Origin of the sequence: Pseudomonas sp. PDM13 (assembly GCF_025685765.1) — a bacterium.
GTDB lineage: Bacteria > Pseudomonadota > Gammaproteobacteria > Pseudomonadales > Pseudomonadaceae > Metapseudomonas > Metapseudomonas solani.
In genome coordinates, this window is sequence record NZ_JAOTQU010000006.1 from 22,054 (window position 1) to 39,739 (window position 17,686).

18 protein-coding genes and 2 pseudogenes are annotated in these 17,686 nt (G+C 67.1%); 8 read left to right on the forward strand and 12 right to left on the reverse strand.

Features of this window, described 5'->3' with window-relative positions; all coding sequences use genetic code 11:
• Window positions 1-37: 37 nt before the first annotated feature.
• Window positions 38-502 (reverse strand): glycine zipper 2TM domain-containing protein, encoded by a 465-nt coding sequence (locus OEJ36_RS08235; RefSeq protein WP_263401078.1) that lies wholly within the window; start codon window positions 500-502, stop codon window positions 38-40.
• A 158-nt stretch (window positions 503-660) separates the two neighbouring features.
• On the opposite strand from OEJ36_RS08235, the gene OEJ36_RS08240 reads away from it, so the two are divergent.
• A complete protein-coding gene (locus OEJ36_RS08240; RefSeq protein ID WP_263401079.1) occupies window positions 661-897 on the forward strand; it encodes a hypothetical protein in 237 nt (78 codons plus the stop codon).
• Here OEJ36_RS08240 and OEJ36_RS08245 read toward each other — a convergent pair.
• From OEJ36_RS08245 to dinG, 6 genes and pseudogenes are all read right to left on the reverse strand, one after another.
• Window positions 882-2,030, reverse strand: a complete 1,149-nt coding sequence (locus OEJ36_RS08245; RefSeq protein WP_263401080.1) for a glycerate kinase — start codon at window positions 2,028-2,030, stop codon at window positions 882-884. The genes OEJ36_RS08240 and OEJ36_RS08245 overlap by 16 nt on opposite strands.
• 58 nt (window positions 2,031-2,088) lie before the next feature.
• Entirely contained in the window at window positions 2,089-2,736 is a 648-nt protein-coding gene (gene pdxH / locus OEJ36_RS08250) for a pyridoxamine 5'-phosphate oxidase (protein ID WP_263401081.1), read from the reverse strand.
• Window positions 2,737-2,784: 48 nt separating this feature from the next.
• Window positions 2,785-3,486, reverse strand: a pseudogene (locus OEJ36_RS08255) (OmpA family protein); the annotation flags it as partial.
• 141 nt (window positions 3,487-3,627) lie between these two features.
• Window positions 3,628-4,773 carry a serine hydrolase domain-containing protein gene (locus tag OEJ36_RS08260; protein ID WP_263401082.1) on the reverse strand — a complete coding sequence of 382 codons (1,146 nt, stop codon included), beginning with the start codon at window positions 4,771-4,773 and terminating at the stop codon, window positions 3,628-3,630.
• A 310-nt stretch (window positions 4,774-5,083) separates the two neighbouring features.
• Window positions 5,084-7,354 (reverse strand): annotated as a pseudogene (locus OEJ36_RS08265) (beta-agarase); the annotation flags it as partial.
• A gap of 138 nt (window positions 7,355-7,492) precedes the next feature.
• Complete coding sequence (gene dinG, locus OEJ36_RS08270) at window positions 7,493-9,637, reverse strand: ATP-dependent DNA helicase DinG (protein ID WP_263401083.1); 2,145 nt, start codon at window positions 9,635-9,637, stop codon at window positions 7,493-7,495.
• A 93-nt stretch (window positions 9,638-9,730) separates the two neighbouring features.
• On the opposite strand from dinG, the gene OEJ36_RS08275 reads away from it, so the two are divergent.
• Window positions 9,731-10,195 carry a CopD family protein gene (locus OEJ36_RS08275; RefSeq protein ID WP_263401084.1) on the forward strand — a complete coding sequence of 155 codons (465 nt, stop codon included), beginning with the start codon at window positions 9,731-9,733 and terminating at the stop codon, window positions 10,193-10,195.
• A 158-nt stretch (window positions 10,196-10,353) separates the two neighbouring features.
• On the opposite strand, the gene OEJ36_RS08280 is transcribed toward OEJ36_RS08275, so the two are convergent.
• The 4 genes from OEJ36_RS08280 to OEJ36_RS08295 all read right to left on the reverse strand — a co-directional run bounded on the left by OEJ36_RS08280 (window position 10,354) and on the right by OEJ36_RS08295 (window position 13,036).
• A complete protein-coding gene (locus OEJ36_RS08280) occupies window positions 10,354-11,118 on the reverse strand; it encodes a collagen-like protein (protein ID WP_263401085.1) in 765 nt (254 codons plus the stop codon).
• The gene (locus OEJ36_RS08285) at window positions 11,111-11,386 is read right to left on the reverse strand and encodes a DUF1145 domain-containing protein (protein ID WP_263401086.1); all 276 of its coding nucleotides are present in this window, start codon (window positions 11,384-11,386) and stop codon (window positions 11,111-11,113) included. The genes OEJ36_RS08280 and OEJ36_RS08285 overlap by 8 nt, the downstream gene beginning before the upstream one ends.
• A 113-nt stretch (window positions 11,387-11,499) precedes the next feature.
• Window positions 11,500-12,237, reverse strand: a complete 738-nt coding sequence (locus OEJ36_RS08290; RefSeq protein WP_021219209.1) for an OmpA family protein — start codon at window positions 12,235-12,237, stop codon at window positions 11,500-11,502.
• Window positions 12,238-12,337: 100 nt separating this feature from the next.
• Complete coding sequence (locus OEJ36_RS08295; protein ID WP_263401087.1) at window positions 12,338-13,036, reverse strand: OmpA family protein; 699 nt, start codon at window positions 13,034-13,036, stop codon at window positions 12,338-12,340.
• Between the two features lie 134 nt (window positions 13,037-13,170).
• Between OEJ36_RS08295 and OEJ36_RS08300 the strand changes: the two genes are divergently transcribed.
• The 3 genes from OEJ36_RS08300 to OEJ36_RS08310 are packed head-to-tail and all read left to right on the forward strand — an operon-like array spanning window position 13,171 to window position 15,289.
• Window positions 13,171-13,668 carry a DUF6231 family protein gene (locus OEJ36_RS08300; RefSeq protein ID WP_263401088.1) on the forward strand — a complete coding sequence of 166 codons (498 nt, stop codon included), beginning with the start codon at window positions 13,171-13,173 and terminating at the stop codon, window positions 13,666-13,668.
• A gap of 4 nt (window positions 13,669-13,672) precedes the next feature.
• Window positions 13,673-14,143 carry a YchJ family protein gene (locus OEJ36_RS08305; protein WP_263401089.1) on the forward strand — a complete coding sequence of 157 codons (471 nt, stop codon included), beginning with the start codon at window positions 13,673-13,675 and terminating at the stop codon, window positions 14,141-14,143.
• 51 nt (window positions 14,144-14,194) lie between these two features.
• Entirely contained in the window at window positions 14,195-15,289 is a 1,095-nt protein-coding gene (locus OEJ36_RS08310) for a hypothetical protein (RefSeq protein WP_263401090.1), read from the forward strand.
• A gap of 64 nt (window positions 15,290-15,353) precedes the next feature.
• On the opposite strand, the gene OEJ36_RS08315 is transcribed toward OEJ36_RS08310, so the two are convergent.
• Window positions 15,354-15,926: a hypothetical protein gene (locus tag OEJ36_RS08315; protein WP_263401091.1), complete on the reverse strand. Its 573-nt coding sequence runs from the start codon at window positions 15,924-15,926 to the stop codon at window positions 15,354-15,356.
• Window positions 15,927-16,038: 112 nt separating this feature from the next.
• Between OEJ36_RS08315 and OEJ36_RS08320 the strand changes: the two genes are divergently transcribed.
• From OEJ36_RS08320 to OEJ36_RS08330, 3 genes are all read left to right on the forward strand, one after another.
• The gene (locus OEJ36_RS08320) at window positions 16,039-16,539 is read left to right on the forward strand and encodes an LEA type 2 family protein (RefSeq protein WP_263401287.1); all 501 of its coding nucleotides are present in this window, start codon (window positions 16,039-16,041) and stop codon (window positions 16,537-16,539) included.
• Between the two features lie 7 nt (window positions 16,540-16,546).
• Window positions 16,547-16,747 (forward strand): SEC-C metal-binding domain-containing protein, encoded by a 201-nt coding sequence (locus tag OEJ36_RS08325; protein WP_021219202.1) that lies wholly within the window; start codon window positions 16,547-16,549, stop codon window positions 16,745-16,747.
• Between the two features lie 254 nt (window positions 16,748-17,001).
• On the forward strand, window positions 17,002-17,652 hold the full coding sequence (locus OEJ36_RS08330; protein ID WP_263401092.1) for a glutathione binding-like protein: 651 nt from the start codon (window positions 17,002-17,004) through the stop codon (window positions 17,650-17,652).
• Window positions 17,653-17,686 lie beyond the last annotated feature (34 nt).

A 17,686-nucleotide genomic window follows, 5' to 3' on the forward strand; every position in this document is an offset into this window, starting at 1 on the left:
GAAACGGGGCCGATTCGCTCCTGCAGGCGAACCGGGATCAGTGGGAAACGCGGCTGGTACCGTTGACGGTCATGATGCGAACGCGCTCGCCTACACGGAAAATCTCGTTTTCCTGTACTTCCTGCACATAGGCACGCATGGAGCCGTCGTCTTCGCGAACGGTGATCTCGACGCCCTGGGTACGGGTCAGGCCTTCTTCGGTCGCAGCGCCCAGCAGGCCACCGGCAACCGCACCGATCACGGCCGCTACCACGCTGCCACGCCCGCCACCGATGGCACTGCCGCCAACACCGCCGACGACCGCACCGGCGCCTGCGCCGATCGGGGTCTTGGTGCCTTCGATCTTCACCGGACGCAGCGATTCGATGGTGCCCATGCGCACGGTCTGCACCTGGCGTGCTTCGTCGCGCGAATAGGTGTCTCCGGTCAGGCTCGACTGACAGCCGCCCAGAAGCATCGCTACAGCGGTGAACGAAGCGACTAGCAGAACGGATTTACGCATAGCATTTCCTCCAGATTGGATGCTCGTCCATTAGACTCCGCAGCGGCGGAAACTGTCACCCGGCGCCGGAACAAACTGCCGACCCGTTCAGTTTCCATACAGACTCATCACTCGGACAACGCCAAAGCGCCCGGGTGCCGCCAGAGCAAGGGTAGTTCATGGATTACTTCATCATCGTCACCACCACCGCCGCGGGGCTGTATTTCCACTGGTGGATCTACGTGCGCATCAAACGCTGGATGGACCGTGACCTGGCGCTGTCCCTCGCCGGCGCGGACGCCGCTCGCCGCGACTACATGCTCAAACAGCTGCAGGCCGCCCGCCGCGAGAAGGTCAAGCGCAAGGACCTGCCCGCCTGGCTGGAGCGCGCCGCCCAGCGCTACCCCGGGGCCTGAACCCGCCCTGCCAGGGCCCAGAGCCGGGCGATATCGGCGGCACGCGCCTCCAGTTCATCACCGGCCACGGTCATCGCCCGCTCCAGCGTCATCGGCCCGGGCACCAGGCTGAAAGCCGCCTCGATACCCGCCTCGTGCAGCCGCTGGTAGCCCTCCCCCAGGCTGCCCGCCAGGGCGATGACCGGCACACCGGCAGCCCGTGCGACACGCGCCACGCCCACCGGCGTCTTGCCATGCAGGCTCTGGGAATCCAGGCGCCCTTCCCCGGTGATCACCAGGTCGGCGCCTTGTACCGCCTCGGCCAATCCAGCCAGCTCGGCCACCAGTTCGATCCCCGGACGGAAACGCGCCCCGAGGAAGGCCCGGGCAGCGAACCCCAGCCCACCGGCCGCGCCGACGCCGGGCTGCTGGCTGTGATCCTCTCCCAGCGCCTGAGCGACCACTTGTGCATAACGTTGCAGCGCCCCGTCGAGCTGCTCGACCTGTGCCGGGCTCGCGCCCTTCTGCGGGCCGAAGACATGGGAGGCGCCACGGGGACCACAGAGGGGGTTATCCACATCCGCCGCCACTTCGAACTGCACGCTGGCGAGGCGCGTGTCCAGGCCGCCGCGATCGATCCGCGCCAGGTCGGCCAGCGCCGCGCCACCGGGAAGCAGCTCGCGCCCTTCGGCATCCAGCAGGCGCAGCCCCAGGGCCTGCATGAGGCCGGCCCCGCCATCGTTGGTGGCGCTGCCACCCAGGCCGAGGATGATGCGCGTGGCACCCGCGTCCAGGGCCTGGCGGATCAGCTCACCGGTGCCGAAGCTGCTGGTGCGGCTGGCGTCCCGGCTGCTGGAAGGAACCAGGTGCAAGCCACTGGCAGCGGCCATTTCGATGATGGCGCCGCCCTCCCCCAGCCAGCCCCAGTGCGCCTCGACTGCATCCCCCAGGGGCCCGCGCACGGTCGCCGTACGGCGCTCGCCGCCACTGGCCGCGAGCACGGCGTCCACCGTGCCCTCGCCGCCATCGGCCATGGGCCGCAGCAAGACCTGGGCCGCCGGAAATACCGACGACCAGCCGCGCCCGATGGCGGCAGCCACCTCGGGCGCGCTCAGGCTTTCCTTGAAGGAATCGGGAGCAATGACGACTTTCATCCAACCACCTCGGCCCATGACCTTCGGATACGAAGGCCATAGTGAGGCTCAGCGGCGGTCAGGGTGCAAGGCGTTCGAACATCCACTGGCCATCGACCAGGCGGTAGTTGAGGCGGTCGTGCAGGCGACTCGGGCGGCCCTGCCAGAACTCGACGCGCTCCGGCAGCAGGCGGTAGCCGCCCCAGTGCGGCGGGCAGGTGGGCGCCAGGTTGAGGAAGCGTCGCTCGGTCTCGGCGAGCAGTCGCTCCAGCTCGGCGCGGTCGGCGATCACCCGGCTCTGGGGTGAAGCCCAGGCACCGATGCGACTGCCCAGCGGGCGCACCTGGAAATAGGCGTCCGACTCTTCGGCGGTGACCCGCTCCACCCGGCCTTCGATGCGCACCTGGCGCTCCAGGCTGGGCCAGAAGAAGGTCATGGCAGCGAACGGGCGGGCCGCGAGCTGCTCGCCCTTGGCGCTGTCGTAGTTACTGAAGAAGGTGAAGCCCCGCGCATCGAGCCCCTTGAGCAGGAGCACCCGGCAATGCGGGCGGCCGTCGGCGTCGACGGTCGCCAGGGTCATGGCGTTGGGCTCGACCGGCAGCTGCTCGGTCTTCACCGCGTCACCGAACCATTGCTGGAACAGGGCGAAAGGCTCCTGGGGAGCCTGGGCTTCGCTGAGGCCGTCGCGGGTGTAGTCGCGACGCATGTCGGCGAGGGTCTGGGTCATCTCGGCGTCCTGCAAAAGGAAAGGCCTAGCTTACCCAAGCAAGGCTCATTTGCCTTGATCTGCCGCAACCACCTGCTGGGCCACCTTCGGCGGCTGGTTGTAGCGGGCCAGCAGGGCGACCAGGGTGTCCTGCGGGGTGAGGAGGATTTCCACGCGGCGGTTCAGGGCGCGGCCGTCCTTGCTGTCGTTGGCGGCACGGGGCATGTCGGAGCCGACGCCCTTGAGCGACAGGCGGTCCCGCTGCAGGCCACTGAGGCGGAAGATCGCCGCCACGGCCTGGGCGCGCTCCTGGCTGAGCTTGCGGTTGAGGGCGTCCTCGCCAGAGCTGTCGGCATGGCCGAGGACCAGCACGCCGGTCTTGGGATCGCCTTCCACCAGCTTGGCGACACGGCTGAAGGGGCCGAGGGTGATGGGCAGCAGCATGCTGGGGCGGTCGGGGTTGAAGGAGCCTTCCACCGGCGCGGTGACCACCAGCAGGTTGTCGCGGCGCTCCACTTCCAGCTTGCTGTCCTTCACCGCCTCGCGCAGGCGCGGCTCGTACTGGTCCAGCCAGGCCTGGGTGAGCTTCTGGTCGACCTTGGGCACCTCGGCCTTGGCCACCTTGTCGTCGCTGCCACCGAACGGCCACCACCAATGGCTGGTGCCGCTGTTCTGCGCGTGGGCTTCCGCAGCCGGCTTGTCGTGGCTGAAGGTGCTGCAACCGGAAACGGTCATGCAGAGGATCAAGGTGGACGACTTGAGCAGCTTCATCGCGGGGCCCCCGTAACAGGTAAAAGGAGAAGGCGATACGCCATCGCATGATGGCGCATCAATCTCAGGTACAGGCTGAAATTCTGGACGCAACCCCTTCATCCGCAAAGGGATATTCCGTGCAACTGACGAGCGGTTCCGCTACAGGCAGCTCGCCAGGGTGCGGGCCAGATGCTGGGCGCGCGGGTCCATCAGCACATAGGGGCCGAGGGTGTTGGTGACGAAACCGAAGGCGACCTCGCGCTCCGGGTCGGCGAAACCGATGGAGCCACCGGCACCGGGGTGACCGAAGGCCAGGCGGCCCATGCCGTAGGTGGCGTTGGCCACGTCCGGCTGGTCGAGCATGCAGCCCAGGCCGAAGCGGGTGCGGGTCAGCAGGGTGCGGTCGTCACCGATGGCGTGCTCGCGGGTGAGTTCGGCGAGCAGCGCGGAGTCGAGCAACTGGCCGTCCAGCAGGCCGGCGTAGAAGCCCGCCAGGCTGCGGGCATTGCCGTGGCCGTTGGCCGCCGGCTGCTGCATGCGCCGCCATTCCGGCTTGTTGGTGCTGGTCATGATCGACGGCGGGTTGGTGAAGGCGCGGGTACTGAGGGAGGTGGGCTCGGTCATCATGCACTTGAGCAGGCGCTGGGCCGAGGCATCGCCCATGTTGCCCTTGGCGCGGGCGATGTGGGCCACGCGGTGGAACTCGGCGTCGTCCAGGCCGACGTGGAAATCCAGCCCCAGGGGGCGGGCGATGCGGGCGGCGATGGATTCACCCGGGCCACGGCCATCGGCCAGGCGGATCGCCTCACCGGCCAGCCAGCCATAGGTGATGGGGGCGTAGCCGTGCTCTTCGCCGGGCGTCCACCAGGGCTCCTCGGCGGCCAGGGCGGCGGTCATCGCCTGCCAGTCGTAGAGCGCTTCGGCCGGCAGCGGCTGGCGGATCGCCGGCAGGCCGGCGCGGTGACTGAGCAGCTGGCGCAGGGTGATGCGCTCCTTGCCGGCGGCAGCGAACTCGGGCCAGTAGCGGGCCACGGGGACATCCAGCTCGAGCTTGCCCTCGTCCACCAGCTGCAACGCGGCGACGGCGGTGAAGGTCTTGGTGCAGGAGAACAGGTTGAGGATGGTGTCGGTCTGCCAGGCTTCCTGGCCGTCCTTGTCGGCCACCCCGGCCCAGAGGTCGAGCACGGTCTCGCCGCCCACCTGGACGCAGAGCGCGGCGCCGCGCTCCTGGGAGTCGTCGAACAGGGCGGCGAACGCGTCGCGCACCGCTTCGAAACGCAAGTCGAAGTAACCCTGGGTCTGCACCGGCACTCTCCTCGGAAAAAAATGACGGCGGCATTGTTACCAATGCCGCCGTCCTTTGGGAACCTCGCCGAAGTTCGGCGCAGGGTCCATCGGTCAGTCGAATGACTCAGGATGCATCAGGCGCATCCTGCTTCTGCGCCGGGTCGGTCTCGACCTTGGGCGCCGGGTCCGGCTTGGGCGTGGCTTCGTCGGTGGGCTTGCCGACGGGCTTCTCCGATTGCTCGGGCTGCTCGGCAGGCGTGGGCGCAGCGGGCTTGGCTTGCGGTTTGGCCTCGGGCTTCGGCTCGGGTTTCGGCTCAGGCTTGGCTTCGGGCTTGGCGGCAGGCGCCGCGGCGGGCTTCTGCTCAGGCTTGGCCGCAGCCTTCTCCGCCGGCTTGTCGGCCGGTTTGGCTTCTGCGGGCTTGGCTTCGGCGGGTTTGGCCAGCTGTGCGGCGACATCCAGGTTGGCCTTGCGCACCGCCTTGATGAAGCCGTCGTAGGGACGGTCGGTGATACCCACCAGGCCGAGGTGGCCGTTCTCGCCGTCGAGCAGGCGGCCGCTGGCCGGCTGGTCGAGGTACTGGAACCAATGGGCGCCGACGATCAGCTTCTCCTCCAGGGCCTTCTTGAGGAAGTTGGCGTAGGCCGGGCCGCGCTCCTCTTCCTTGTAGACCTCGGCGACGCCGCCCCAGAACGGGCCGCGATCGCGGGAGCCGAAGTGGAACTCGGTGACCATCAGCGGCTTGTCCAGCTTGCGCAGGTACTCGAAGTCGTACCCGTGCTGCGGCTCGCGGGTATAGAAGTTGAAGCTCAGCACGTCGCAGTACTGGGCGCAGGACTCCACCGCCTCCGGCACGCTGCCGGCGAAACGGCCGCCCAGCAGCAGGTGGTTCGGCGCGTGCCACTTCATCGACTCGGCGATGGTCTTGAAGTAGGTGTCGGCGAAGAAGCGCTGGAATCGCTTGAGGTCTTCCTCGATGGCCGGGTGCTCGGGGTTCGGCAGCGGCGCCTCGAAGCCCGGGTCCTCCATCAGCTCCCAGGCCGGTAGCTCGATGCCCCAGGCCTGGGACAGGCCCTGCTGGTTGCGGTACTTGTCGCGCAGCTGCTTGAGGAAGGCACGCTTGGCCGGTACGTCGGTGGTCAGGCGCAGGGTGCCGTAGGCCAGGGCGTAACGGGATTTCGGATCGCCACCGGGGCCGGCCCAGGCCAGTTCGTTGTCGGCGAAGTAGCCGATCAGCCAGGGGTCGTCGCGGTGGTCGCGGGCGGCGATGGCGATGGCACGTTCGGCGGCCATGGCGAAGCGCGGGTCGAAGGGGTCAGGCATGCCGCCCCACCAGTCGAGACCGGTGCTGATGGTGGCGTAGTCGCCATGGATCGACAGCGGGATGGTGTAGGGCATGCGCTGGCTGGTGTTGAACTCGCCCGCGCTCCAGTTGCCGACGGTGTTGAAACCCCAGCCCTTCAGGCGCGCGATGCTGTGGTCGACCCAGCGGGCCTTGTCCTGCTTGCCGTAGGTGCGTTCGAGGTTGGCGCCGTAGAAGTCGTACCAGCGGCCGTGGTCGAAATTACGACCCTTGGTGGAGCCGGTGTCGCGGCGGCTGTCGCCATTGCCGTACCAGGCGGCCAGGGGCTCGCCGTCCTTGGGCAGCGCGGTGAACATCGCCTCGCGGCCTTCGACGTAGGTCTGGCTGTGCTCGGGGGTGACGGCGTTGACGCCGAGGGAATAGAAGGGATGGCCGTCCGGGGTCACCAGGTACCAGCGGTCGTCGCGCTTCTCGGTGCGGAAGAAGCCCTTGGCCTCGAAGCTCGGGCCGGCCAGCCAGCCGCCGTAGGGGTCCTGCTCGGGCAGCTTCTTCTGCCAGTCGTCGAGCTGCTTCTGCTCCTGCTGGGCAGCGCTCTTGAGCTGCTCGTCGTTCTTGATCTTCTCCGGCCAGTCGCCGCGGGTGTACTGCCCGTAGGTGTCGATCAGGCCTTTGTAGTAGTCGTCCTGCAGGCTCTTCTCAGCGGTGCCGAAACGGCCCAGGAGGACGCTCTGCACGGCGTTGGGGTGGTCGAGGGACAGGGTCACGGCGCTGACCTTGGTCAGGTCCAGCTCGCCTTCCACCTCGGTGGCCAGCAGGTAGCGCTTGCCGTCGCGGCTCCAGGGTTGCGGCGGCGCGGCGCGCAGGCCGTGGGCACGGGGAGAGGTGGCGGTGAGCGGCACCAGCAGCGTCTGCGCCGGGCCGGCCGGCAGGGCCAGGCGGGTGCGCACGGTCTTGCCGTCGGCGCTTTCGATGGTCACGTCCAGGGTCAGGGCCCAGTCCATGGCGCTCTGCAGGCGCAGGCTCATGGCGCCGGCCTTGCTCCAGTCCCAGGTGCCGTTCTGCGGTGCGAGGCGCAGGCTGGGCTTGTCGGCCTGGTTGAAATTGAGACGGCGGAGGATTTCGCCCTCGGGCGTGTTCTCGGCGGTCACGCTGGGCAGGCCCGCGTCCTGGGTGGTGACGGTGACGGAGTCCAGCGGGCGTACGAAGTTGAACAGTGTCTCGGCCTGTACCGCCGTGCTCAAGCCACCGATGGCGAGGAGGATGGGCAGCAGCAGCGCTGGTTTGGTTCTGGATGACATGAAACCGATTCCCCACATGAAGTCAGTGCATAGACAGCGGAATGGGCGAATGTTGCCCGCGATCTGCAAAACCGTGCCCGCGCAAGCCGGCAATGATCGCAGAGGCGGGCCCGGCGTCAAGCGCCGCGGTGGTCTGTTTCAGCCGATCTCACGGCGGAAGGGCGGCAGCGCGTTGAGAATCGCCTTGCCATAGCGCTGGGTGACGACCCGGCGGTCGAGCAGGGTGATGGTGCCGCGGTCGGACTCCGTGCGCAGCAGGCGACCACAGGCCTGTACCAGACGCAACGAGGCGTCGGGCACGGCGATCTCCATGAAGGGGTTGCCGCCCCGCGCCTCGATCCATTCCGACAGCGCGGCTTCCACGGGGTCGTCGGGCACGGCGAAGGGGATCTTGGCGATCACCACGTGCTCGCAATAGGCACCGGGCAGGTCGACGCCCTCGGCGAAGCTGGCCAGGCCGAACAGCACGCTGGTCTCGCCGTCGTCCACCCGCTGCTTGTGCTTGTTCAGGGTCTCCTGCTTGGACAGGTTGCCCTGGATCAGCACGCGCTTGCGCCAGTCGCGGTCGAGGCCGTCGAAGACGTCCTGCATCTGCTTGCGCGAGGCGTAGAGCACCAGGGTGCCGCGCGAGCCTTCGACCAGCTGCGGCAGGTCGCGGATGATCGCCGCGGTGTGGGCGGCGGCATCGCGCGGGTCGGCCTTGAGGTCCGGCACCTTGAGCACGCCGGCATCGGCGTGGTGGAAGGGGCTGGGCACCATGGCGGTAACGGCCTTCTTCGGCAGGCCGGCACGCATGCGGTAGCGGTCGAAGGTACCGAGTGCGGTGAGGGTCGCGGAGGTCACCAGGGCGCCGTAGGCGACGTTCCACAGGTTCCGCCGCAGGGTTTCGGCGGCGAGGATCGGGCTGGCGTTGACCTCGATGTCGTAGGCCGAGCCGAACTCGGCCAGGGTCAGCCAGCGCGCCATGGGCGGGCTTTCTTCCGGGTCTTCGGCGGTGAAGGCGGTCCACAGCTCCCAGTTGCCCTGGGCGCGGGTCTGCAGGCTGCCGAACAGCGGGTACCACTCCTCGGCCTGGTGGCTGGCGATGCCGACGCCGGCCTCCCCGTCCATGGCTTCCTTGAGCAGTTCGGTGAGCCGGGTGAAGACGTCGTTGAGCTTGGCGAAGCCCTTCTTCAGCTCGATGCCCATTTCGATCAGGTGCTCGGGCACCACGCCGGCCTCGAAGCGGTGGCGCGGGCGTTCGCGGCCTTCCATGTCTTCGCCGGCACGGAAGTCGGCGACCTCCTCGCAGGCGGTGAACATGAACTGCTGCTGGGTACGCAGCTCGCGCGCCAGCTCCGGTACGTTCTCGATCAGGCGGCCGAGGTCGCCCGGCAGCGGGTGCTGGGCGAGGAGCTTGGTGAGGTTCTTGGCCACCGTCTCCAGCCAGTCGGCGGTGGAGCGCAGGCGGGTGAAATGGGCGAAGTGGCCGATGGCCTTGTCCGGCAGGTGGTGGCCTTCGTCGAACACATAGACGGTTTCGCGCGGGTCCGGCAGCACCGCGCCGCCGCCCAGGGCCAGGTCGGCGAGGACCATGTCGTGGTTGGTGACGATCACGTCCACCTTGGTCATGCCCTCGCGCGCCTTATAGAAGGCGCACTGCTGGAAGTTGGGGCAATGGCGCTTGGTGCACTGGCTGTGGTCGGTGGTGACGCGGGCCCAGTCCTGGTCCTCGATGGCCTCGGGCCAGGAGTCGCGGTCGCCGTCCCAGCGGTTGCCGGCGAGTTTCTCGATCATCTGGTTGAGCAGCTTCTGGCCGCTCTCGTCGACGTCGATGCGGAAGCCTTCATCGGCGAACAGCTGGGCGGTGGCGTTCTGCGCCTGGCCGTCCTGCAGCAGCATGTCGAGCTTGGACAGGCACAGGTAGCGGCCACGCCCCTTGGCCAGGGCAAAGCTGAAGTTGAGGCCGCTGTTGCGGATCAGGTCGGGCAGGTCCTTGTGGACGATCTGCTCCTGCAGCGCCACCGTGGCGGTGGCGATCACCAGACGCTTGCCGGCGGCCTTGGCCGAGGGGATGGTCGCCAGGCTGTAGGCGACCGTCTTGCCGGTGCCGGTGCCCGCCTCCACCGCGACCACGGCGGGCTCGCCATCGCGATGGCCTTCGTCGTCGGTCTTGATGGCGCCCAGCACCTTGGCCACTTCGGCGATCATCAGGCGCTGGCCATAGCGGGCCTTGAGCCCCTTGGCTTCGAGAAAACGGGAGTAGGCGCCCTGGATCTGGGACTTGAGTTCGGTGCTGAGCATGGATTCTTGCGGGCGCGAAAGGCTGGATAAATTTTCAGTACTTTAACAGGGCGGCTATCATAGCGCGCCTTGTTTCCGACTGGAGAAAACCCGATGACACCCTTCGCCGCCCTCTGCGCCGTCCACGTCCTCGCCGCCCTGGTGTGGGTCGGCGGCATGTTCTTCGCGTGGATGGTGCTGCGCCCCGCCGCCGTCCAGGCGCTCGACGCGCCGGCACGGCTGAAGCTGTGGGTGGAAGTGTTCCGCCGCTTCTTCCTCTGGGTCTGGGTGGCGGTGGTGCTGCTGCCGGTGAGTGGCGTGGGCATGATGCACATGCGCTTCGCCGGCTTCGACGGTGCGCCGCGCTACGTGCACATCATGATGGGCCTGTACATCGCCATGCTGGCGCTGTTCCTGCGGGTCAACGCGCTGCAGCTGCCCGAGCTGCGCCGCGCCGTGGCCGCCGAGGACTGGCCGGCAGGCGGTGCGGTACTGGGCCGCATCCGCCGCCTGGTGGGCATCAACCTGCTGCTGGGTCTGTTCCTGGTGGCGATCGCTGCGGCGCGCCCGAATTTCTAAAAACTACCTGCGTTGCCATTGCTGCGTTAAAAACAGGCTCAACGTGCTCATTTACACTGCGTAAACTGCGCTTTTCGCCTGTTTTTGCCTTGCACTGACGGCCTCGCCTACGTCTTTAGAGGTGCCCTGAGGACGCGGCGCAGCGATTCTTCGAGCGCTTACTCGATACGCACCACATCGAGCTGGCCGGCAGCACCCGCGCTGCCCGGCTGGCCCGGTTGCCCCGGGCGGCCCTTGGCGCCGGCGTCGGTGCGGTAGAACAGGCAGCCCTTGGCGGAACCGCCACTGCCCGCAGCGCCGGCTTCACCTGCCGGGCCACCGGCACCGCCTTCCAGGCGCACCTTCACCTGCTCGACGGGGAAGTCCGTCGGCACTTCCAGGCGGATATGGCCACCCGCGCCGCCGGCCTGGCCGTCACCGCCGTTCTGGCCGTCATAGCCACGGCTGGCACTGCCCCAGAGGCAGCCGCCGGCATCGCCATCGGCACCGGCGAGCCCGCTGTAGCCGGGCGTTCCGATGCCACCGCGGACATCCAGGGTGATCTCGTCCACCCGCACCTGCTCCAGGCGCAGGCTCAGGTCGCGCCCTGCGCTGGCGCCTTTCTTCATGCTGCCGGCCGCGCCGGACGCGGTGATGTGGCCACCGGTGCCGATCTCGCCCTGGCGCACCACCAGGCTGAAGGGCTGGTCGGACGGGGCGATGCCGATGCGCGCGTCGCGGCCCATCACCAGCTCGCCAATGCGCAGCTCGGTGACGCTGGCCGGGATCACCAGGGTGCCGTAATCGTTGACCACCACGCGGTCGAGGCTGAGGGAGCCGACCCGTGCCGGCAGTTTGAGCAGGCTGTTGGCATCGACGCTGACGCCGCTTTCGGCCAGGACGACAGGGCTGGCCAGCAGGGCCAGGAGGCAGTACTTACGCATGTTCGCGGCCTCCCTGGGAACGGGGCAGGCCGAGCAGGTGGAAGACGCCGAACAGCAGCAGTTGCAGGCGGTCATTCCAGGGACGCGGGCGGCCACGCAGCTGGCCGTTGCACACCACCAGTTCCAGCAGGTGCAGGCCGAGCACCAGGGCGGCGACGGCGTTGAGCAGTGACGCGAATGGTCGGGCAAACGGCTCGATCAGATTGGCCAGCACCGCCAGCCAGAACACCAGGGCAACCAGCTTGCCCACCCCCAGGAAAAGTTTCATGCCACCCCCCTCTGTTTTTTTAGTCCGCCGACCTTACTCCTCGTCATCGTCGCTGCCAAATGGCGGGCAGAAAGAAGGGGCCACGAGGGCCCCTTCGGTGTTGCACCGGGTGTTCAGCGAGCGACGTGGATCTCCACGCGGCGGTTCTGCGCGCGCCCGGAATCCGTGCCGTTGTCCGCCACCGGCTGGCTTTCGCCCTGCCCTTCGGTGGTGACCTTGTCCGCCGGGACGCCCTGGCTGATGAGGTAATCCGCCGCACTCCTGGCACGCCGTTCCGAAAGCCCCTGGTTATAGGTATCGGAACCGACGCTGTCGGTGTGCCCCACGACCTTGACGCTGACCATGGCGGCCCCCGTCAGGCGTGTAGCGACATCATTCAGCTGTGTCTTCGCGTCACTGGTGAGCTCGGCGGAGTCGAAGGCGAACAGCACCTTGCCCTGGTCGCTGAGCACGATGACTTCGCTCTGCGGTGCGGGAGCTGGAGGAATGGGCTCCTCGGCCTTGACCACGGCCGGGTAGGTCTTCTGCGGACAGCCATTGTGGTTGACCTGGGTCCCGGCTGGAGTATTGGGGCACGTATCACGGCGGTCGAAGACCCCGTCACCGTCCTCGTCGCCATCCTGGGCGTAACAGATCAGACCGCCGACGATGGCACCTGCAACGGCGCCTCCACCGGCCCAAGCGGAACTCTCGATAGCGCCCAGCCCACCGCCGGCCAGACCGCCAATCGCACTGCAAAGAGGCCAGTTCCCCTGGTTGAGCGGCGCGTCGCCCGTACTGGACGTCGAGGCGCAACCCGAGAGAACACTGCCGACCAGAAGAAGTAGAGCAGCCCGTGAGAAGGTTCTCATGGTGAGGGATCTCCTGTGTCACCGGTCCCATACCGGTAACACAGGAGTAAAGACCCGCCCGTCACGGCGCACAAGCCGCGCGCCGCAACGGCTGCGGGATTCAGCGGTCGATGAGGATTTCCACCCTGCGGTTCAGCGCGCGGCCGTCGGCCGTGCCGTTGTCAGCGACAGGCTGGCTTTCGCCCGCACCACTGACGCCGGCGATGCTGCCCTTGGGTATGCCGGTCGAGACCAGGTAGTCCGTCACGGAATGGGCGCGCTTCTCGGAGAGTTTCTGGTTGTAGCTGTCGCTGCCGACGCTGTCGGTGTGACCGGTGATGGTCAGCTTGGCGGTCGGGGCCTCGTTGCGCAGGCGGCTGGCGATGGTGTCCAGCTTGGCCTTGTCGGCCGGGTCCAGCGCGGCGGAGTCGAAGGCGAACAGCAGGTCACGGACGACGATGGTCTCGTCCTCGACCACCACCACTTCCTCGACCTCTTCCACTACGGCGGGCTCGGGCGGGCAGCCGTTCGCATCCACCTGTACGCCCGGCGGAGTGCCCGGGCACTTGTCACGACTATCCGGCACGCCATCGCCATCCTCGTCGCCATCGCCATGCGCCCAGCAGTAACCGGCAGCCAGGCCGCCGCCGAGCAGCGCGCCCCAACCCGCCCAGGAACTGCTTTCAATCGCACCCAACGCTGCACCGCCTACACCGCCTACTGCTGCACACTTGGGCCAGTCGGTCTTCTGCAGGCCGGCGCAACCGGTCAGCAGGGTCGACACAAGTAGCAAGGGTATTGCTGTCCTTGTGATGCTCATATGCATGTCTCCTCGTGATATCGGCCTTTGGAAACCGATAACCTGGCAGTAAAGACGGGTGATTAAAAAACCGCCAGCACTAGGCCAGCAGCGGGCGGCAGGCTAGTCTTCGCAAACTTGTCCGAGGATTTTCGATGACTGCCAGCTTCTCCTCCCGCACCCCGCAACAGGCCCTCGCCGCCCTGCTCGACCGCTATGCACCGGCCCGCCTGCTGCTGGTGGGCAACTCCCCGCTCCCGGCCCTGGAAGCCTTCGCCAGCGCCCACCCCGACAGCCAGGTGGTGCAGGTGCCCGCCGGCTCGCTGCCGGCCGAACAGGCGGCGCAACGCTTCGACCTGGCGCTGGTCGCCGACTGCCTGGAACACCTGCCCAAGCGCACCGCCCTGGAGCTGCTGGGCGGCATCCGCAACCTCAACGCCAGCCGCATCGCCGTGCTGGTGGACCTCGGCGCCTGCGACTGGACCGACACGGACTTCTTCGCCCTGGCGTTGCAGGCCACCGAACGCTTCCAGCGTGATGACCAGGTGCTCAACCTGTTCACCTATGACCTGCGCGAATACAAGCAGGTGCCCGACTGGCTGAACGCGAAGTTCTGGGCCAACCCCGAGAACTTCGGCAAGTACTGGTGGTGATGCCATGAGCGCAAGTACCTGCCCCTGCGGCAGCGGCAACCTCCTCGACCTGTGCTGCGGCCGTCACCACGGCGGCCACCCCGCCCCCAGCGCCGAGGCGCTGATGCGTTCGCGCTACAGCGCCTATGTGCTTGGCCAGGTGGATTATCTGGTGGAGACCACCCTCCCCGCCCAGCGCGAGGGCCTGGACCGCGAGGCGATGAAGGCCTGGAGCCTGCAAAGCACCTGGCTGGGCCTGGAGGTGGAAGCCTTCGAGCTGCTCGGCGGCAAGCCCGAGCACGCACTGGTCACCTTCGTCGCCCGCTGGCACGACCAGGCCGGCGAGCACAGCCACCGCGAGCGTTCGTCCTTCGTGCAGAACGACGGGCGCTGGTACTTCATCGACCCGACCGTGGAAACCAAGGCCGGGCGCAACGACCCCTGCATCTGCGGCAGCGGGCAGAAATTCAAGAAATGCTGTGCGGGGTACCTCTGACCGAGCGCCCCGCCCCGGAAGGATTCGCCAACCGACAACAAGGAGATGTCCATGCGCATGCGCACCCTGCTCGTCCCGCTTCTCGCGGGCCTCGCCGGCCTCGCCCAGGCTGCTGAAGTCCAGGTCAGCCTGGGCAGCCAGGAACGGGTCACCCGCCTGTTCGCCTACCCCAACAACTGCAACGTCATCTGTTACCGCGACTGGACCCTGGAGCAGACCGTCGAGCACTACCTCGGGCAGAGCCTGAAGCGCGATGGCATCGCCGGCGGCCAGGTCAAGGTGGGCCGCGACGACAAGGGCCTCTACGCCCGCTTCAGCGGCGTGCCCGCCGACTACGGCGTGCCCCTGGTGCAACTGCTGGACAACGGCGACCTCGCCTACAAGGGCGCCAGCCAGCTCAACACCGACGGCAAGTGGCAGTACAGCTGGTACCTCTTCCTGCCCCTGGGCATGGCCCTGGAGAACCGCCGCAGCATCGAGCTGCTGCACTTCCCGCCGGACTACTCGCTGACCAAGGCCCAGGACTACCTGGAGTCGGCCACCACCGATCGCTGGGCCGACCTGCTGGTGCAGAACGGTGTCGCCACCGACGACACCCCCGGCTACCAGACCATCATCGACATCGCCCCCATCGCCGCCCCCGCCAGCGCCGGCAGCGACCTGGAAGGCGTCTACAGCTACTTCACCCCCTACCAGACACGCATGGTCGAGCAGCTCACCAAGGGCAAGCCGGCGCTGCCGATGGTGGCCTTCGGCGGCCCGGTGCGCAGCTGGATCAAGCAGCAGTACGGCACCACCATCGGCGTGCTCGGCCTCGGCACCATCAGCCCCACGCCCGAACAGAAGGTGCCGGTGCTGGGCAGCAACCACCCCAGCTACATCTGGTACGCCGCCGACCCGGAGAACTACGACGGCGACCAGGCCAAGGCCGACGCCACCGGGCTCAAGGTCATGGGCCAGGACCTCTCCGCCGCCTGCTGGCAGGCCGGCATGGGCAAGGACCACGCCGCCAACCCGAGCAACACCCTGGATAGCTGCAAGCAGAAGTGGCAGGTGACCGACAAGGTGCAGACCTGCGAGCTGTTCTACACCTCCATCCGCAAGCTGGACGCGGACAAGGCCAAGGAGAAGTGCACGGCATCCTGAAGCGCCGCCGCGCCTTCGCACCAATGAAAAGCCCGCCGATCGGCGGGCTTTTCACATCAGGCACTCACTCCTGCAGGCGCAGGTGCGAGATGTCCGGCGGCGGGCCGGCCGGAGCGGCCTTGGCCTGGCCCATGTCGCTGCCCACCGGAGCCAGGCTGAACTGGCTCAGGTCGACCTTGGGCGGCGTTGCATCGGCCTTGGCGTCCTGCAGGTCGGCACCCACCGGGGCGATGCCGAAGTCCGGCGCCTCCACATCGATGAAGGCCGCCATGTACTCGTCGCGCGGGGCCACCTTGAGGCGCCCCACTGCTGCCGGTTCGCCGGCCGGCTGGGCGACGGCGGCACGCACGGGGGCGGCCACCGGCTCCTCCGGCGGCGGTGGAGCCAGCTCCACCTCCTCGATCTCGACGTCCATCGACACCACGTCCACCACCGCACCGGCACGCTCAAGCGTTGCACGATATTTCTCGGCGGCAGCCTCATCGAGGTTGTTCTTGATCACGATGCGCCTGCCAGAGAACAGCATGGCGATACGTTGCGCGTCAGCCTGAAAGAGCTTGGCCATGTTGGCCTGCACCAGCTCCAGCCGGGCTCCCGGAACCAACTGGCCGGAGAAAGCGATCTCGTAGCGGCTCATGGTCACACTCCTGTCCGAAACAGACAGCAGTATGGCGCAGGTTTTTTTCTGCAAACAACAAGTTGCAGCCAAGCAGTTGCTTGTTACACTTGAGCGTCGATGGAGTAATGCAATGTTTTCTCAGGCGCAAACGATAAGAATTCTCAGCCTACTGATGTTACTGGCCCTACCTTTTTCGGGCATGACCGGATGTTCCACCTGGATGACCGGCGGTTTTCGCGATCCGGATGTACGGTTGGTGAAAGTCGATGTAATCAAGGCCAAGCTTCTCGAGCAGCAGTTCCTGCTGCGCTTCCGCGTGGACAACCCCAATGACGTCAGCCTGCCCGTTCGCGGCCTGGTCTATACCGTCCATCTCAACGACGTGAAGCTCGCCTCCGGCGAATCCAGCACCTGGTTCACCGTCCCGGCCAACGGCCATGAAACCTTCGATGTCCCGGTGCGCACCAACCTCTGGCGCCACATGAAGTACATCGTCAAGCTCCTGGAGAAACCCGACGAAGCCATTCGCTACCGCCTCGAAGGCGAAGTGAAGACCGGCCTGATGTTCGGCAAGAGCGTGCACCTCTCGCGCAATGGCGAGATAATCCCGGGCAACTACATCCCGGAGTGACGTTTCCATGAGTCAAGAACCCCATGTCCATGGCCCCGACTGCAACCACGACCATGATCATGACCACCACGATCACGGCCATGTGCACGGCCCGCACTGCAACCACGGCCCCCAGGAGCCGGTGCGCAACCCGCTGAAGGAAGTGGGCCGCAACGACCCCTGCCCTTGCGGCAGCGCGAAGAAGTTCAAGAAGTGCCACGGCGCCTGATCCGCGCCAGCACGACCAAGGCCCGTCTAGCACGGGCCTTTTCGTTGGTGCCGGGAATACTTTAGGCTGGCCACCCGCTTCAGGCGCCTCTAAAAACGTCGGCGAGGCCGTCAGCGCAAGGCAAAACAGGCGAAAAAGCGCAATTTACGCAGTGTAAATGAGTATTTTGATCGGACTCGCGCACGAGCCGGTTTTTAACGCCGCGATGACAACGCAGGCAGTTTTTAGAGGTGCCCTTCCTGAGGAGTCCCACCATGATTGATCTGTATTACTGGACCACCCCCAACGGCCACAAGATCACGCTGTTCCTCGAGGAGACCGGCCTCCCCTACCGGATCCACCCCATCAACATCGGCAAGGACGAACAGTTCCAGCCGCACTTCCTGAAGATCGCCCCGAACAACCGCATCCCCGCCATCGTCGACCACGCCCCGGCGGACGGCGGCGAGCCGCTGTCGCTGTTCGAGTCCGGCGCCATCCTGCTCTACCTCGCCGAAAAGACCGGCCGCTTCATCCCGCAGGACCTGCGCGGCCGCGAAGAAACCCTGCAGTGGCTGTTCTGGCAGATGGGCGGCCTGGGCCCGATGGCCGGGCAGAACCACCACTTCAACCGCTTCGCCCCGGAGAAGGTGCCCTACGCCATCCAGCGCTACGTGAAGGAAACCGCTCGCCTCTACGGCGTGCTCGACAAGCGCCTGGCCGACCGCCCCTTCGTCGCCGGCGCCGAGTACGGCATCGCCGACATGGCCATCTACCCCTGGATCGTGCCGCACAGCTTCCAGGAACAGGACCTCGACGACTTCCCCAACCTCAAGCGCTGGTTCCAGAGCATCCAGGCCCGCCCGGCCACCGTTCGCGCCTATGACCTGGTGGAAAAGATCAACCCCGCTGCCGCTAAAAAGTAGGGTCTCCGGCGCTTGCGCAGTGCGAGGCCGCTCT

Bases quoted from the DNA above. Each gene is read 5' to 3' on its own strand.
- OEJ36_RS08305 (WP_263401089.1), top strand. From the start codon at position 13,673: ATGAGCGCAAGTACCTGCCCCTGCGGCAGCGGCAACCTCCTCGACCTG.
- OEJ36_RS08320 (WP_263401287.1), top strand. From the start codon at position 16,039: ATGTTTTCTCAGGCGCAAACGATAAGAATTCTCAGCCTACTGATGTTA.
- OEJ36_RS08310 (WP_263401090.1), top strand. From the start codon at position 14,195: ATGCGCATGCGCACCCTGCTCGTCCCGCTTCTCGCGGGCCTCGCCGGC.
- OEJ36_RS08300 (WP_263401088.1), top strand. From the start codon at position 13,171: ATGACTGCCAGCTTCTCCTCCCGCACCCCGCAACAGGCCCTCGCCGCC.
- OEJ36_RS08280 (WP_263401085.1), bottom strand. From the start codon at position 11,118: ATGCGTAAGTACTGCCTCCTGGCCCTGCTGGCCAGCCCTGTCGTCCTG.
- OEJ36_RS08325 (WP_021219202.1), top strand. From the start codon at position 16,547: ATGAGTCAAGAACCCCATGTCCATGGCCCCGACTGCAACCACGACCAT.
- OEJ36_RS08275 (WP_263401084.1), top strand. From the start codon at position 9,731: ATGACACCCTTCGCCGCCCTCTGCGCCGTCCACGTCCTCGCCGCCCTG.
- OEJ36_RS08240 (WP_263401079.1), top strand. From the start codon at position 661: ATGGATTACTTCATCATCGTCACCACCACCGCCGCGGGGCTGTATTTC.
- dinG (WP_263401083.1), bottom strand. From the start codon at position 9,637: ATGCTCAGCACCGAACTCAAGTCCCAGATCCAGGGCGCCTACTCCCGT.
- OEJ36_RS08295 (WP_263401087.1), bottom strand. From the start codon at position 13,036: ATGAGCATCACAAGGACAGCAATACCCTTGCTACTTGTGTCGACCCTG.
- OEJ36_RS08235 (WP_263401078.1), bottom strand. From the start codon at position 502: ATGCGTAAATCCGTTCTGCTAGTCGCTTCGTTCACCGCTGTAGCGATG.
- OEJ36_RS08245 (WP_263401080.1), bottom strand. From the start codon at position 2,030: ATGAAAGTCGTCATTGCTCCCGATTCCTTCAAGGAAAGCCTGAGCGCG.
- OEJ36_RS08290 (WP_021219209.1), bottom strand. From the start codon at position 12,237: ATGAGAACCTTCTCACGGGCTGCTCTACTTCTTCTGGTCGGCAGTGTT.
- OEJ36_RS08330 (WP_263401092.1), top strand. From the start codon at position 17,002: ATGATTGATCTGTATTACTGGACCACCCCCAACGGCCACAAGATCACG.
- OEJ36_RS08285 (WP_263401086.1), bottom strand. From the start codon at position 11,386: ATGAAACTTTTCCTGGGGGTGGGCAAGCTGGTTGCCCTGGTGTTCTGG.
- OEJ36_RS08315 (WP_263401091.1), bottom strand. From the start codon at position 15,926: ATGAGCCGCTACGAGATCGCTTTCTCCGGCCAGTTGGTTCCGGGAGCC.
- pdxH (WP_263401081.1), bottom strand. From the start codon at position 2,736: ATGACCCAGACCCTCGCCGACATGCGTCGCGACTACACCCGCGACGGC.